The sequence below is a fragment of the Mucilaginibacter celer genome, assembly GCF_003576455.2.
Lineage (GTDB): Bacteria > Bacteroidota > Bacteroidia > Sphingobacteriales > Sphingobacteriaceae > Mucilaginibacter > Mucilaginibacter celer.
In genome coordinates, this window is sequence record NZ_CP032869.1 from 2,079,539 (window position 1) to 2,095,319 (window position 15,781).

Annotated in this window: 16 protein-coding genes; 13 read left to right on the plus strand and 3 right to left on the minus strand. The window is 44.4% G+C overall.

Annotation, left to right across the window (positions count from 1 at the left end):
* The first annotated feature begins 336 nt into the window (after nt 1-336).
* The 10 genes from HYN43_RS08190 to HYN43_RS08235 are packed head-to-tail and all read left to right on the plus strand — an operon-like array spanning nt 337 to nt 6,077.
* Nucleotides 337-729, plus strand: a complete 393-nt coding sequence (locus tag HYN43_RS08190) for a single-stranded DNA-binding protein (RefSeq protein WP_119408977.1) — start codon at nt 337-339, stop codon at nt 727-729.
* A 10-nt stretch (nt 730-739) separates the two neighbouring features.
* Entirely contained in the window at nt 740-1,222 is a 483-nt protein-coding gene (locus HYN43_RS08195; protein ID WP_119408978.1) for a hypothetical protein, read from the plus strand.
* Nucleotides 1,219-1,881, plus strand: a complete 663-nt coding sequence (locus tag HYN43_RS08200) for a hypothetical protein (protein ID WP_119408979.1) — start codon at nt 1,219-1,221, stop codon at nt 1,879-1,881. Before HYN43_RS08195 ends, HYN43_RS08200 begins: the two co-directional genes overlap by 4 nt.
* An 11-nt stretch (nt 1,882-1,892) precedes the next feature.
* Nucleotides 1,893-2,459: a hypothetical protein gene (locus HYN43_RS08205; RefSeq protein ID WP_119408980.1), complete on the plus strand. Its 567-nt coding sequence runs from the start codon at nt 1,893-1,895 to the stop codon at nt 2,457-2,459.
* 16 nt (nt 2,460-2,475) lie between these two features.
* Complete coding sequence (locus HYN43_RS08210) at nt 2,476-2,694, plus strand: PRTRC system protein C (RefSeq protein WP_119408981.1); 219 nt, start codon at nt 2,476-2,478, stop codon at nt 2,692-2,694.
* Between the two features lie 55 nt (nt 2,695-2,749).
* Complete coding sequence (locus HYN43_RS08215) at nt 2,750-3,853, plus strand: hypothetical protein (RefSeq protein WP_162996380.1); 1,104 nt, start codon at nt 2,750-2,752, stop codon at nt 3,851-3,853.
* Nucleotides 3,831-4,571 (plus strand): PRTRC system protein B, encoded by a 741-nt coding sequence (locus tag HYN43_RS08220; RefSeq protein ID WP_119408983.1) that lies wholly within the window; start codon nt 3,831-3,833, stop codon nt 4,569-4,571. The genes HYN43_RS08215 and HYN43_RS08220 overlap by 23 nt, the downstream gene beginning before the upstream one ends.
* Nucleotides 4,571-5,395, plus strand: a complete 825-nt coding sequence (locus HYN43_RS08225) for a PRTRC system ThiF family protein (RefSeq protein ID WP_119408984.1) — start codon at nt 4,571-4,573, stop codon at nt 5,393-5,395. Before HYN43_RS08220 ends, HYN43_RS08225 begins: the two co-directional genes overlap by 1 nt.
* 11 nt (nt 5,396-5,406) lie before the next feature.
* On the plus strand, nt 5,407-5,619 hold the full coding sequence (locus tag HYN43_RS08230; RefSeq protein ID WP_119408985.1) for a hypothetical protein: 213 nt from the start codon (nt 5,407-5,409) through the stop codon (nt 5,617-5,619).
* Nucleotides 5,620-5,624: 5 nt separating this feature from the next.
* On the plus strand, nt 5,625-6,077 hold the full coding sequence (locus HYN43_RS08235; RefSeq protein WP_119408986.1) for a macro domain-containing protein: 453 nt from the start codon (nt 5,625-5,627) through the stop codon (nt 6,075-6,077).
* Between the two features lie 185 nt (nt 6,078-6,262).
* Here HYN43_RS08235 and HYN43_RS08240 read toward each other — a convergent pair whose 3' ends face one another.
* The gene (locus tag HYN43_RS08240; protein ID WP_119408987.1) at nt 6,263-7,000 is read right to left on the minus strand and encodes a hypothetical protein; all 738 of its coding nucleotides are present in this window, start codon (nt 6,998-7,000) and stop codon (nt 6,263-6,265) included.
* 405 nt (nt 7,001-7,405) lie between these two features.
* Here HYN43_RS08240 and HYN43_RS08245 point away from each other — a divergent pair, with 405 nt between their 5' ends.
* Entirely contained in the window at nt 7,406-9,940 is a 2,535-nt protein-coding gene (locus HYN43_RS08245) for a KAP family P-loop NTPase fold protein (RefSeq protein ID WP_119408988.1), read from the plus strand.
* A gap of 51 nt (nt 9,941-9,991) precedes the next feature.
* The gene (locus HYN43_RS08250; protein ID WP_119408989.1) at nt 9,992-11,575 is read left to right on the plus strand and encodes a P-loop NTPase fold protein; all 1,584 of its coding nucleotides are present in this window, start codon (nt 9,992-9,994) and stop codon (nt 11,573-11,575) included.
* A 99-nt stretch (nt 11,576-11,674) separates the two neighbouring features.
* Here HYN43_RS08250 and HYN43_RS08255 read toward each other — a convergent pair whose 3' ends face one another.
* The gene (locus HYN43_RS08255) at nt 11,675-12,979 is read right to left on the minus strand and encodes a hypothetical protein (RefSeq protein ID WP_119408990.1); all 1,305 of its coding nucleotides are present in this window, start codon (nt 12,977-12,979) and stop codon (nt 11,675-11,677) included.
* The gene (locus HYN43_RS08260; protein WP_162996381.1) at nt 12,976-14,262 is read right to left on the minus strand and encodes a hypothetical protein; all 1,287 of its coding nucleotides are present in this window, start codon (nt 14,260-14,262) and stop codon (nt 12,976-12,978) included. The genes HYN43_RS08255 and HYN43_RS08260 overlap by 4 nt, the downstream gene beginning before the upstream one ends.
* Nucleotides 14,263-14,739: 477 nt before the next feature.
* On the opposite strand from HYN43_RS08260, the gene HYN43_RS08265 reads away from it, so the two are divergent.
* Nucleotides 14,740-15,612, plus strand: coding sequence for a hypothetical protein (locus HYN43_RS08265; protein ID WP_162996382.1), 873 nt, complete (start codon nt 14,740-14,742; stop codon nt 15,610-15,612).
* Nucleotides 15,613-15,781 lie beyond the last annotated feature (169 nt).

Below are 15,781 nucleotides of genomic sequence, written 5' to 3' on the forward strand. Positions count from 1 at the left end.
CGCCGTTCGTCATCCTGATTTTGAACGTTTCCGGCAATACACTTCGCCTTCGGCTCCAATGGCATATTTAATTTAATCATTTTATTTTTAGTCGAAACGGGTAAAAAGCGCAGCTAATATCCTGCCGGACCTGTCGTTGGGTTCGTCAAAAGACTACCGCATAAACGGCTGCCTCCCCAAAGGGTCCCCTCCAATTATTCAGTTTCCTTTTGCCCTTTCTTCCGGCACTTCCTATTGCTTTCTTTTTTCCCTTTTTCTTTTAAAAATAATCCACCAGGACAGGGCGACAAAAGAAGAGCAAACAAATAATTATTCATCATTTAAACATTTAAAAGTATGCTATTCACAGGAAGAATCACCGCAAATGCAGAAGTAACAGCGGTAAAAGGGGACAAACAGGTAGTTAATTTCACTGTGGCCATCAACCAGAGATGGACGAATAAAGACGGTGATAAAAAGGAAAAGTCAGCATTTGTTAACTGCGCCTACTGGCGTAATACGGGTATCGCCGAGTACCTCGCCAAAGGTGCGGTAGTTGAAATTTCAGGATGGGTCGAAGCACAGGCTTATAAGACCAATGCGGGTGAAGCCAATGGCAGGTTGGTTTGCACCTGCGATAACATCAAGCTGTTTTCGGTTGCTGCCAAAGCAACACAGGAAACAGGCAAGCCTGAAAAGGCAAACGCTGCTGCCGGATCGGGTACTGACGATGATGATTTACCTTTTTAATCCCGAAGCCATGAACGAACCAATTCAATTTTCAGTTCAGAGCCTGCTTAGCCAACGAAAAGGTGTCATTCACGGTGCTATGTCCCCCTTGCTGTTCGCAAAGGAAATGGCGGAATCTGTCGCCTTTAAATATAACCGGGTTGCAAGGGTATGGTTTAAAGATGAACGTATCAACCAACATTGGGAGGACGGCGGACTGACCGGACATGATACGCTGATTATAGGTATGCAATACGCCAATGACCTTTGGCTGAGCCTATGGGTGGATGCCGGGGTTGGAGGCGTGCCTGTCGCTATGGCGCTCCAGTCTGACGGTATCGTTGATGTCACCGGGGTGTACCGGGAAACCGTTTACGCCCGGAACCTTACTGACGGGGAAATCAAAGAAATCTTCGATTCCATCTTTGCCAACCCCGCCCTGATCAGTATCAAAAACGACGAAATCACTTCAATCCCCGCTGTGCCTCCGGCAGACGAAAATAACGAATCATGAAAACAATCACATTGAATTTATACAGCTTCCCTGAACTTGACAGGGAAGCTAAACCAAAGGCGCTGATCAGCAACCGGGAACTGAATTTCGGGTTCGAATGGTGGGACGGCGAACTGGAGGATTTTGTGAACCTCTGCGGGTACATGGGTATCCGGGTGCTGAAAGAAACCATCAATTTCCGTGGCTTTTATTGCCAGGGGGACGGCAGCTGCTTTTCAGCTATAGTTGATATAGCCCGTTTGCAGTTGGCCATTAAAGAGCAGTCATGGAAAACTTATGCGCCAAAGCAGGAATTTAACCTGATGCCCGCAGCTATAGACCATCGGGTGATGAACCTTGTTGCTAAAGGCCTGTTGCCCGACGAACCGCAGATCATCTGCCGGAAAAAGCAGTTCGGTATCGTCGTTGACCTCGGCATCTATGTCATTGATGGAAATGGTAAAGAGCACCCCAATACCTTTGATGAACTCCAAAAATTAGAAGAATGGCTGCGAAGCGTCGGCGAAGTGCTGAACAATCACCTTTTTAACAGCCTTGAAAATCAATACGATTACCTGTGCAGCGATGCTGCCGTCGAAGAAAGCTTCTTAAACAACGATTTCCTGTTTACAGCTGACGGCAAGTCTGCCAATCATCTCGAAAAACTCTATAACATTTAAAACTCCATCACATGAAAACGAACTTTTTTCAAAATATCGCCGATATCAATGTTCCCGGCATTTGGAACATCGTAGTCCAGACCGATGATAAGGGCGGGTTCACCGTATCCACTCATTTCACTATTACTGCAACCGGGGATGCAGCTTCCAAATTCATCAAACCCTTTGTGTTAAATGGCACGGCACAGGAGTTTGACGATGGTTATTTCGGCATGCTCGAAGCCCCGGTCAGGCAAACCTCAGGCCTACTGCACAATATGGATGATTACCTGAAAGGGCTCGCCAAGGCTAAAGAACAATCGAAAATGGTGCAGGACAATAAAAGTAAGTCACCGAAAGCCAAAACTGATGGTACTTCGGGCGGGGCGGGGCAAGCGGATGCGGATAACGCTGAAAAGCGCAAGGCCTATACTGACCTGCTCCGGAAGATCGTCGAACTCGAAAGCCTCTGCAAATACGACGAAGCGCTCGAAATCCTGCCAACTGTTGCGGAATATCCCGACCGGGAAGCAGAGATCATCAAGCGAAAAGCAGAACTGGAACGCAAGCAGGAACAGAAAAAGAACCTTTTATTTTAAACTCAACTCATTCGATATGTTACGTACTACGCTATTACCAAGAATTTTTATACATAAGGAAAACGGGCAGGAAATTCAATTGTCCGACCCAAACGACAATTTCAGCCCCGAAGCGGTGCTGAACTTTTACGCACCCACATATCCCATACTCACCAACGCCCGCGTTACCGGGCCTGAGATCAAAAACGATAAAATACAGTACCGCTTTGAAAGCACCATGGGAACGAAAGGATAAGCATGAAAACAATCATCATCGAACGAAAGGTAAACATTAACCCCAAAAACAGCCAATGGAAACTTTATCAGCAATTCAAAAAACTATCGGACAAACTGGACATGCTCCCCGAAACAGGGGAGGTGCAAAACCTTCAGCGCAGAAGCGCCCCCACGGATTTGACCGATATGGTTTTCTGAAACACCGCTTTTTACCTTTCAACGGCTTTTGCTTCCGGGACTGGCGCAAAGCGGAGACAGTTTTTTTTCAGTCGGTAGAAAATATCTGCACTTTATATGGTGTGGACAGGCCGGATGTTTCCGGCCTGTCTTTTCCGCAAAACATGATGGTTTGTCATCAGCAGATTGCGGAAAAACTTGAACGAAAAAAGGGAGTGACCTGCCGGATCATGCAGGACAGTTCCCGCCCTGCAACATTAGCTACTACAAAACGCTTCGATACGGGTTACACGCTTTATTACATTCCGGTCAATGCCATTGCGCGAATCATGGGCATACCGGAATTAAAGCCTCTTTTTAATTTATTGTGTAACATTTGCGCCTACTTCTATCAGGTCATCAAGATTGATTATTACAGAAATTATTGTTACCTGCAATCTACCTATTCGATGATAGAGGACTGGATCAACGACGACGATGAGGGAAAAGGAGAGGCATATCGGGATGAACAATTGCAGGAACTCGAAAGAATAAAGAATTTCGGAGACCTGTTTCTGGACATCATTAAAAAGCCGTTCCGCGTCAATACTTTCCATAAAGTATTCATGGCCTATCTCAGTAGTTCCTGCTGTGATAAAGGTTTCGCCAATCTGGCGATGGAAATTGAAAAAATGGCTGTCGATTATCCCGCACGTTCTATTTATGACAGTGTTCCCAAAGGATATTATGAGTTTGATGAAACAGGTAATATCCACATTGAACAATATCTTTCCTTTTACTGGAGTGCCAATGATATGTTCCGGGAGGTATTTTTTGATATGGTCAATAATGACCTGAACGAAAGCGGTGAACAGATTGAACCAATCGCCGTCCAATGGTTCGACACTCCGCAGCAACAGGAGCTTCTTCTTTTTGATTATGAACCAAGGCTTTTTGCCCTTATCACTGAATTCATAGATTTTTTAACAGATTACGATTATGACGACAAACATCACGAATAATATCAGCCATACCTACACGCCCTTTAAAGCGCTGCTCATCTATGCTAAAAGCAAGACTGAAGAAGATAACCACTACGGGACAAATGAGGAAATTTATGTAGAAAGTTATGACATTTCAAAAAACGGGAGGCCAGTTAATGCACACCCGCTGTCAGCCAAAGAATCTATCCTTTTGGCTGATATTTTAAACAGCGGTCAGGATGCAAAAAATACTTTCCTGAAATGCAGGGGCATCATCCCGCCAAATGTACTGTCCATCAATTCTGAAAACGATGGCTATGCCGTTTGGTATACCCCGCCGATGGAACGGCAACTTTTTTTTGTTGAAAGGCTCGGCATTCCCTCACTTCCTGCCAAAATCCCTGCGATGATATGGAAAGCAGGGAGGGAAAGCCTGCAGATTTTTGCCGTAAAAGGCTGCCGAAAGCCCCATGTGCAAAGCTTGCTTTACCATGCGCCTTACTTCAATATGCACCCTGACGGACGCGTTTGTATGGGTTCTGTCCGCATTAACATCGGACCAGATACCAGCCTCGAAGATTTTATATCACTTTGGGAACGTTACTTTTTCAATAGTTATTTCAGCCATACCATCGACGGCGGGAGTAAGGTCTCCGTGAATATCGTACAGCTTTGGCAGGAACAGGGGCGAACGTTACAAAAGTTCCCCGAAAATTATTTGGTAAAAACAGGCCTCACACTTCAAAAAACACTATAATGAAAAAGAATACCACCATTACCCCAAAAATCCCGGTACATATTGTTGACCAGGAATTATTACAGCCATTAAACCCGGTTATGGTTAACCTGATCGGCGCGGGCGGAACCGGAAGCCACGTATTAACAGGTTTGATGAGGCTAAGCTTCATGCTGAATGAGTTAGGCCATCCGGGGTTGCATGTCCGGTTGTTTGACGATGACATCATTGAACATAACAACAGGTTGCGCATGCTATTTAACGATACAGAAGTGGGGCTGCACAAATCTGTCGTCCTGATCAACAGGATCAACCGGGCGTTTGGTCTGAACTGGAAAGCTGTGACCGAAAAGTTTGACAATCTACTAATCAAAGAGCTTCCCGAAATGGCGATGGCTGCCATCACCATTACCGCCGTAGATTCGGTAAACGCGCGATTTGAAATTGCTGCTATTCTGGGCATGGTACACAAATACGCTTCCTATTCCCGGAACAAGCCAAGATATTGGCTGGATTTCGGCAACAGCAGTGATTCGGGACAGGTGATCCTGTCGACCATAGGCGAGATCAAACAACCTGAATCGGAAAAATATGAAACCCGAAGCGTTTTGCGAATGGTAACAGATGAGTTTCCTGAACTTTTAAAAGCGGGAGAAGAAAAAGATGCGGGACATAATTGTTCTACGGCTTCTGCATTGGAAGAGCAGGATTTATTCATTAATGCCTCACTGGCTTACCCCGGTGTGGAAATTTTAAACAGGATGTTCCGGGAAGGGATGGTGTTCGACCGCGGATTCTTTTATAACCTCAAAGCCCACCGGATGCAGCCCCTCAAAGTGGCCTAATACTCAGCGCAATGGAAATAATGGATTTATATGGCAAAAAGATTAAAATTATTGACCTGCAATTGGCAATTTTACAGGCTGACGATTTCCGCCATTATCAGCTGAACGGCTCGGATAAGGCGGAGTACAACCGTCAGCAACAGGCTTACTGGGAAGATATTTATATTAAATTAATGCTGTTGGAGCAGCAACAGGATAACCACGAAACAGAGAAACTCGACTGACAAGAATGATAACTTATAAAAAAGGAGACCTGCTGACTGATGAGGCGTTTGCACTGGTCAATACGGTTAATACAGTTGGTGCCATGGGCAAGGGCATCGCCCTCGCCTTTAAAAAGGCTTTTCCGGATAATTACCTGCGGTACCGTACTGCATGTCTTGCCGGAAACGTGCGCGTGGGTGAGTTATTTGTTGTGCCTGACAGCACCTTACTCATGGGGCAACGCCTCATTATTAACTTCCCCACCAAAAAGGATTGGCGCGACCCTTCGGAATATGAATACGTGACAATGGGACTAACCAAACTCCGGGCATTCATTCAGGACAACAAAATCACAAGCCTGGCCATGCCGGCATTGGGCTGCGGTAATGGTGGTTTGAATTGGGATAAGGTCAAACCAATGATCGTAGAGGCGCTGCGTGGCTTGGATTGCGAGATCGCCGTATACGAACCGGCCTGAAAAATTCCGGCCGGAAGCCAATGCTCCTTTCATCCGCAACAGGCTCCCGGCGTGTTCGGTTGCCTGAATTCAGCTAAAACAATACCCGCATTCGCCAGTCTCGTTTTAGCTGAATACAGCCGTAGTATTTTATTGTGTTTGGCTTTCAATTGGGTTGCTTAAACGGGCGGTTATAATCTGGAATTTTAATGTTGTTCAGGAGCATTTAAAATTTCTGCTGTTTTCAGGAGGTAACGGAATAATTGATATTCCAATTTGAAGTTCAACCTGGTCAACAGGTAGTCGCACCGCATATTGAGTATATTTTCTTCATAGAGCGTTTCTTTGCTTTTATGGATATTGTGTTCTTTAAACATAGATATCATAAGCATGTCACCATCAACTTCTGATACTAATTTCCTGATGTCAGACTCTGAATCGCATCCGGGTGTGCTGAGCCTGAGTTCGCGGAATGTCTCAAAGGGAAATAGATTCAAAGCAAATTCTTTGACCAGTTGCTCTCCAATTGTGTCAACAGTTTCGTGGCGGTGTTCGGGTACCGATCTTATCATTTCGGTTATACAAAATACATAGCTGATAAAGGCCGGGAAGCTGCCTTTCCATCTTGGCTGCCACCATGCCGGGGTAAAAAGATTGTGTATTTCCGGAGCGTCAGTCTTTTCTACCCTGCTGTGAATGTCGGTTATCGCAAAAATGGCGGGCATAACTTTAGGAGATCCTTGTTCAACCGAAAACGCCATCAGCGTTGGGATACAAAATAATCCGCCGGTAGCACCAATAACACCCGCGATGGCCTTGAATTCGTCAATGTCATCTGTCCGGCGAAGTTCTTCCAGAAGATATAGTTCCTGTTCGCCGTTGTTCCCCTGGTAGCCATCCTTCAGCATCCGGAGCATGGTGAGATATATCTTCTGGTCTGACATAAGTTATCTCCCTAAAGTTAAAGAAACATCCATTAAAAATGAATTCGAATTGGTTCTTGACGCGAAATCATTGGTAAGAAAATCAAACAATAGCGTACCTGTACCATATTTCTATTATTTTTATGAATAACTATAATATTAGATAATATGTTTGCTTACATTTAAATCCTAAAACCATATTTCATTTCAATGAGTGCCTATAGATTTCACTGGTCATCTTTAAAAAGATTCTACAATACGCCCGCAATATTAACGGGGGTTTAAATATTAGGTGCTATGTGGCCTGAGCTCCTGTCTGTGCATCCAACGCACCACGCCGATACGTTGAAATATCATTCACAAATAAAGAATTGAACGGAATATCCCTTTTTAATTATAAATCGGGATAGTACTAAACCACTGTAGATGTTATCTAAAACTTTTTTAAAGACTAATTTATCGCGGATCCTTCTTGTTTTTTGTTTTACGGCATTCTTACTTTTCTTCATCCGGCCAATCAATGGCTGGCTCACAGGATTCCTGGTTACACCTTTGCTCTCCGGATTCGAAAGCAATGTTTTTAACGAACTTATTCTGATAGCCTTAATGGGAACGGCAGCTACATGGCTAACATTATTCGGGGACAAAATACTGCTGAGGAACCTGGCACTGATTGTTCTTGTATTTTATGCTTTGCAGCTAAGTCAACATAGCTGGATCTATTTCAGAGTGAGCTTTTTCCCAGCGATACGGGACTGGGATGTGGTTGCACTGGGACTTATCATTCCTGCTGCCACCAGCTTTTTTCGAAGGATGCCAGGCCCCAGCACAGTGAACTCCGTTGAAGGTTTTAATGAAGATTTACCGATCCAATCGAAAGAGCATGATTTCTTCGGTCGCAACGTAATGGCGGGCGAGATTGCCAGGAAAATCATCTATACCAATAATACCCGCTCGTTTGCCATAGGTATCCTTGGAGAATACGGCAGCGGTAAGACTTCCTTCCTTAATTTAATAAAATGTCATTTGGATGCAGGCAAGACTGAGGTGATTGATTTTAATCCATGGAGTTCGGAAGGAGCGGGAAATATCCATAAGGATTTTTTCGATGTTCTTGCCAGGAGATTGTACGCACTCAACCCGAAGATTTCAGCCATGGTCTTGGATTATTCAAGAAAACTGAGCAGGGTGGACAGCTCGTACGACAAATTCGTGCGTCAGGTTAGTTTTGCCAAAAGCCTTTTTCAAAGTTATAGCCACAATGATGATTTTGATCTGATCAGCAAGCTTTTGTTCGACTCCGGAAAAAAAATTATTATCGTCATTGATGACCTTGACCGTTTGTACCACGAGGAAGTGATGGAGGTGCTTCGGCTGATAAGGAATACAGCCAGCTTCAATAATGTTTTTTACCTGGTGGCCTATGACCGGAGGTACATCGAAGAAGCGGTGAAGTCAATGAACGCTCAGGTGCGGAGCAGCTTCCTCGACAAGATATTTCAGCTGGAAATTCCTTTGCCCAAAAGGGAAGAAGATGATCTCCTCCGTATCCTTGAGAATCACCTGGGGACTTTCGTAAACGAAAATGATATGAAGGCTTATCAGGAACACATCGTTCAGACGGGATTCACCGACCCTTATGAATTTAACTTCCGGCAAATCTTCCGGCAATCGCGCGATGTGTTGAAGTTTGTTAATACATTCAAACTGGCCTATCATTTCGTGGGAACGGAGGTCTTGTTTGAAAGTCTTTTTGTCCTTGAATTGCTTGAATTCAGGTTCCCGGATATTTATGACAGGTTATTTGAGCGCAGAGAAGACTTCGTTCGCGCTGTACCGAGGAGATCTCAGCATGAGGAATTTTATGAGTTAAAGACCTACAGGGAAGACAAAGAGGACCTGCCGCTGATCAGCCGTACCCTGACTGAAGAAAAAATGTTCGGTGAGGATGAGATCTCCCTGATAACGGCCCTGCTGAAACATATGTTCTTTAGGTTCAACCGCTTTGTTGATTCCAAAAATGCGATTATTTACCCGGCATGCTTTGATCGCTATTTCCGGTACAGGCTTGCTGTTAACGATCTTTCAGAGGAGCGTTTCCGGATGGCCTGGGCATCAGGTGCCGATGCATTGAAGAGTTTAATAGCAGAATGCGCAGACGAAGATCTGCTGAGCCAGTTGTCCGGCAGGCTCTTTCAGCAAAAGACAGGCAATCGCCAGGCATTTGAGCTAAAAATCCGTTCGCTGTTTTATTTGGGAGCGAGCTACGTCAGGCAGAAAGATAAAAGAAGTTTTGATTATGGTGCATTCACTGACCTCATCTACAACTACAATGGCAGCATTGATAACAAGTATTACAAGAACATTACCAATGGTTTTGCGGGGTTCCTGACCACTGAGTTTGAGGCGGCGGAAGTACCCTATGTTTTTCCTGCCGAAGTTATCCATCTTCTCAAAAGAGAGGGGAAAGTTACGGGCATTGCGGCAGAAACCCTCACTCGCCTGCAAATGAAATACATTCAAAAATATTTCGAGACCAGGGGCATGACTAAAGAAGGGGTGTGGATGCTTTGGGGCATCCGGCAACGGATATCGCCGCCGGTGCCGGAAAGAACGCCAGCAGGACCCGATCGCTTCCTGTTTGAAACGCCTCTTATTCCGATCGTAAAAGAAGCGCTCAAAAAAAATGACCCCACAGAATTTCTTAAGACGGCTATCAATGCTGATTTGCGTAACAGATCTGACTGCGGTATTCACCCTGAATTATGGCAATTGTTTGATAGTCCCGCGGAATTCAGAAACATCGTAGCGGATAATGAAATGCTGGTCCCGGCTGTAAAAACGGAGTTCCTGGAATTTTTCGACCGGCTCGCACTACAGGAATTTTATGGATTGGTCTCATTCGAATTCAAAACGGTGCTCAAGCCCGCGCCGGCGATCGGGGGTGAGGAGGATGACTAAGCGTTAAATCCACTGATTATTTTGAGAATATTTAACATAGATAATGACAATATGAATAAACCAGAAATACAATATATTCCGACCCCGACGCTTACCGGACTTTTTGATACCCATATCAACGAAAGCTTCAACGACCGTATCTTGTTTTCAGGTCCCTTTGGCGCTGGAAAATCAACATTCATCAAAAACTATTTCGAATCTCGGGAGGAATTTGTAGTCCTTAAGCTATATCCGGTACATTATTCGATTGCAGGTAACCAGGATGTTTTTGAACTGATCAAGTATGATTTGATCTATGAACTGCTGAGGTCTTATGGTAAGGATGTCAGGCTTAACAGCGAACAGTATTCTATGTTGCTGATCAGCCAGATGTTTTGGATGCACCAGTTGAAGCTAAGCACACCTTTGAAGCTTATGCTGAAAGCAAAAGAAGCTTTGTCTCCGGGGGAGCCGGTCAGCGGGACGGATATTCTTGACGACCTGGGAAAGATCGCCGGTGAGTTTAAAGATTACCGGGCGGCCGTTTCGCCGGACGAATTGAAACAACTGAATCATTTTGTCGGGACTTTTAAACGAAAAAGCGGGCATATTCATGAATCTGATGAGATCACGGATCTGATCACATCGATGCTGGAGAGAGTTGTCGAGGCAAAGAGTAAAACCGTAATGGGTAAAGAGGTGAAGAGTGTCTTACTGATCGATGACCTTGATCGCCTCGACCCGGAGCACGTATTCAGGTTGTTTAATATTTTTTCGGCCCATTATGACGAACTGACGGATACCAACAAGTTTGGATTTGATAAGATCATATTCGTTTGCGACGTGAATAATGTCAGGCAAATGTTCAGCCATCGTTATGGGATAAGTGCTGAATTCAATGGCTATATCGACAAATTCTATTCATCGGGGATTTTTCGTTTCAACATGAAACAGTACCTCAAAGACTCTTTGAAGAATATTTTTCATGATAAGCAGGCCCTTAGGGAGTATAGTGACGGAAAACTCGCCAAGGAGTTCACAGAAAAGTATAGTCTTTCGTCACGTGATGGCTTCTTTGACTTCATGTCTTACATCTTTGAAAGACTTATCGATAAAAATCTCATACAGATTAGAAATTTTCAGCGTTTCCGCTATTTTACATTGCCCAATAAAAAGATTACGGTCGACAATAACCGAACACATATAATCTACCATCCGCTGTTGGTATTCCTCTGTAATGCCGAACGCTTTTTTGCCAGCCCAGCCGACCTGGAGGACGCTTTAACTGTCCTATCGGAGACGTATGACGCTAACTACACCGAATTGAGTGATACGCAAAAGGATGAAAGCGACACTGAAGCTCATTACGTCATCCAATATTCGCTACCCTTCATTTTGCCATCCAAAAAGATATTTGGCAGGCATAGGTACGAAAAGGATAAGGAGTTTTCCGAGGTTTTGCAAAATGAAAACGGGGCAACCATCCGTGTGTTTTTTGAGGTTCACCGGAACTTTACTTTCGATTACAATTATTTGAGCTATAATCGAATGTCGATGCGCAACGATATGCCTGACCAGGCTTCACCTGCCAATCCGAATCCCTTCTGGTTCTTGTTATTGGCATACCGGAACGTCAGAAAAAAGGAATTGCTATAAATTAGCGCTCATTTTTTGTTTGGGATTCACTCAAATAGAAGCTGTTATTACTTTGTTTATTGTGTGGTATCGGTTAACCGGAGGCATTCTTTGTTTGGTTTATGTTTGATTAACCAGGGTTTGAAAAGACTCTATGGTATTTTGCAGGAGAGCGGCGGCGGTATTACCTGAAGGATCGGACTTTTCAGCCGCCTGTAACTGCTCAAAGGGTATGAAGATATTGCATTCAAATCCCATGGATATAAAAACAAAATTGCGCCCGGAATGCCTGAACTCAGGGTCCCACCCGGATTCTGCGCGCCAATCGAACTCCTCTGAAAATTCATTGTCAAACTTTTGTTCCAGCTCGGGCCAGTCACCACGGTCCCAGCTTTTGCAGAATTTTTCGAAATTCTTCCGCGTATGAAACTGTTTTCCCCTGTCCTGGAACTCGTCGTTGAAGTTGATTGCACCTATCCATTTTCCCATAACATGGGAGAACTTGACGTAGGGATAGATATCCAATTCGTATAAGCCATCTGACGTGGTTAAAGAAGTGGCGTTAACCCAATCCATTCCTTTATAGAAGATTCTGTAACCCTGTGCCTTGGTATCGGCAGGCCAGATTGTTATCTGGATTGCATTTCTGTTATGGTGTTTGGTAAGCTGCACCAATGCTTCTGTGGCCCAGCCAAAGTCGATAGGCATCGTAATCCTCCCGCCAACCCAATAATTTGGTGTCCCGAATCGGGTAAAGCCCTGTATTGTGTGAAGCCTTTTTTCAATTAGCTGTTTGGTTACCGAATCCTCGTCTGTAGAAAAATCGACCTTATCCAATGTAGGGACCGGGAGCCAGTCCGTGTAATGGGTCGCAATATAGTCCTTGAAATTATTTGCCCAGACCGGTTGCATCGCTGACTTCTTATGGTAGTTGATATGTGGGATAATCAGCTTACTAAGTATCATAGTCCAACTCAACGCTTTGTAATTGATGTCTACTTCTTTTCCTTTCTCTGACCGCTGTTCGATGAGGTAATTCAATTGGTTTTTAAGCTGCGCCACCGGGTTTTCGCTATGTTTTTTTACTTCCCCTACGATCAGTACACGGGTATTGTAAATCAGGAAATCCGGAATGGGCGTAGCCGAGCCGTAAGCGCCGATAGCGGCTATTGTCAGGTCGTCGATCTCTTTCGAAGTCAAAGCAAGGCCGATAACCCGTTCGAATCCGCTGATATCGATATTCTTATCCTGAATCGATACGGATACCTTATCCCATGACATTTCTCCGCTGATCAGGTACATGAAATCACGTAAAAGATTAGGTTCGTGGTGGAGTGTGATGATAAATGCCCTCGTTAAATTATTCTCCAGGGGCGTACTATAATCTTCACGGTAATTATTGAAAATATTGAGATGTGGATTCATGAAAGATGCTTAGTAAATGATGGCTGCCCCCCGGTTATATTTTCCAGGTACTGCCAATATTCGAGCTTAAGTTTGAAGTGTGATTGAAACCGCCTGATCAGATCGCGTTCATTCGACGAAAGGGGGGTAGGTGAAACAATGATCAGGGAATGAACGATGATGTCATCAAACCAATAGGCATAATCAATCAACTGGCCTATGGCTTCGCGTACATTTTTTCGGGCAATACCTGAGGTCTTTACTTCGATGATGGAGATTTCATTTTTCTTATGTAACAGGACGATGTCGGCAGTATTGACGCCAAAGCTCGTTTTCTCGATGGACAAATTTCCTTTTGCCTCCGTAAAGTCCGGCTGCAGAAATTTTTTGAGCGCATTGGTGATTGTTGAATGATGGCGTTTAACAGCTACGCCCGATGCTGTGGTATGCCGCTCGAAACCGGTACTGTTCCTGGCAACGCCCGGATTGAAAACAAAGCCGCCTTTAGGCAAATGGCCGTTCAGTATTGCAAGTAATGCAGCATCGACATAGTAGGGCTTGAACCGGTTGTATCTCCGTCCGTTCAATCCGGGCACCAATACCGGTTTTTCGAAAAGCTCATCCCCCGTGAACTTGAACCGTACATTTGGAATAAATCCCTCTGTCTCTATACCTTGCCGGTCGCCCTCTGCGATATCGATTTCTTCGAGAAAATTTTCCTTGTATTTATTGAACAGCTTTTCAGCTATTTTATAACTGCGTGTACTTTCTCCGATAATTTCAAGGTTTCTGATACGGCCCACCAGGTATCGCTCACCCGTTTCCTGCTGGATGGTAAACAAATAAGCTGTGCTGATTGGTGCGCCGCCTGGGTGCAATTCATTTGCTCCTCGTATGTAGCCGTATTGAAAACCATCCTGTTGGTATCTTGTATTAAACAGCCATTCTTCGCCGCCAAACCCGTACTGGTTTTCAAACGCAATATTGCTGTTGCCCTGGTTGGCTGCCCGCCATTTGTGTTTAACCGGTGTCTGCCAATCGTTGGTATTCCATGTAAGACGGAACATACGGTCGCCTGATTCTTGTTGTCCAAGCAATGTTACTACACCGTTCTCCCAGGAAAACTTATCACGATGGTGGTTCAAACGGGCGTATATCTGTCTGCTTTGTGGATGCGCATTGTCGGATGGACGGCGCCATAAGTCATGTTCAGCGATTTGGGCGGCGATTTCTGTTACGGTTGTCGGACGGTTGTTCAGATGCAAAACTTCTGCGACTGCATCATGTAGGTGTTCTAAGGGCATTGTGATAAGTTACTCGGCTATTATTTAGTCACAGCATACAAGTATAATAAATATTTTATATCAATGATAGATCACGGTGTAAGGTGGTAATATTTTTAGTGCCTGATTAAATATGATTCTTAATGTCGGGTACCGGGTAAAAAGCCAACCCAGCCCTACGGGTGCTGCGCCCGGTACCAAAACCGGGATGCAGTTCTCTTTTTCCCCTTGTAAACAATTGGTAGAGCCTTTTTGTACAATGGCATTTTTGTCTTTAACCTATGCTTTCATTTGACCTTTGCCTGAGGCGAAATTATACCTCCTCAGCTTTCAATGCCATGCAAGTGACCTTTAAAAAATCTCCACACCTTGCTCCGCGCGGGTAGTATTTTTTAGGTCAGCATTGTTCCCTTGCCCCACGCGCAAATATTCTGCCTCTATCAAAGGCCAATTGAGGCTTTTGCCGAAATGATTTCTAAACACTTAAGGCAGAACAGGATGAAAAGAGTAGTTGACAAACACACCGTTGCCCACCTTTGGGCAAATCGCTCTCAGAGCGATGCACGCACAGCTTCAGGGAACTTTTACTTTGAAAGCGACCGCATCTGGTCGTATGGCTCACATTTTCTTATCGGTTATCATACGTGGAATGACAGTGGGCAACACGCGGTAGTTATCACCCGCGAAAAAAACAGCAATACTACAAACGGGCAGGTTAATATTGTTTTAAGTGCATCTAATCACCTCAAACAATTACGTGTGCCGCAGGGTGGGATGGATAAGGATCAACTTTTTGAAAAATGGTATGAAGATATAAAGGGGATAGCTGAGAATCTGCAAAGGGCAAGAAAGCCGGAAAGATATATTTCACAGATCAGAGGCGTATTCAATGATGCTGAGCAGTATGCAGAATTTTACGGGTTGACGTTACCTGCAAATTTAATCGAGGCAGGTGCTATTCAAAATTTAGACGCATACTCGGCCATCATAGAAAAAGAAGCTGCCTTCAGGAAAGCGGAAGAAGAAAAAAGATACAAGCGGGATTTTAAAATTCATCAGGTACAGCTAAAGGATTGGCGAGCCTTCAAAACTGCTTATATCAAGACACGTATCGGCTTCGATTATCTTCGCTTTGACTCGAAGAGCAGACGGGTGCAGACTTCTCAACGTGTCGAAATTCCGGAAGCCATTGCCAGAAGATTCTATACGTTTATTATTGAGACAATCAATAACGGGGGATGTACTAATTGTAACATGACCCTGATGGACAAGTATGAGGTTGAAGAGATTAATAAAGATTATATAAGGGTAGGCTGCCATAAGATCAGCGTGAAGGAGATAAAAGCGTTTGTTAAGAAGCAAGGTTGGTAAGCATAGGAGAACCGGTTCAGATATCCCTGAGCCGGTTTCTTGTTAGCTCCTAATAAAGTTATGACTGACAGTGAAATATAATACATTTTCGGCGGGTATGGCACTTGCCATGCCCGCCGAAAATGAGACGTCTAAGATAGGTGAGGTAGGATATAGATTTAAATTTACA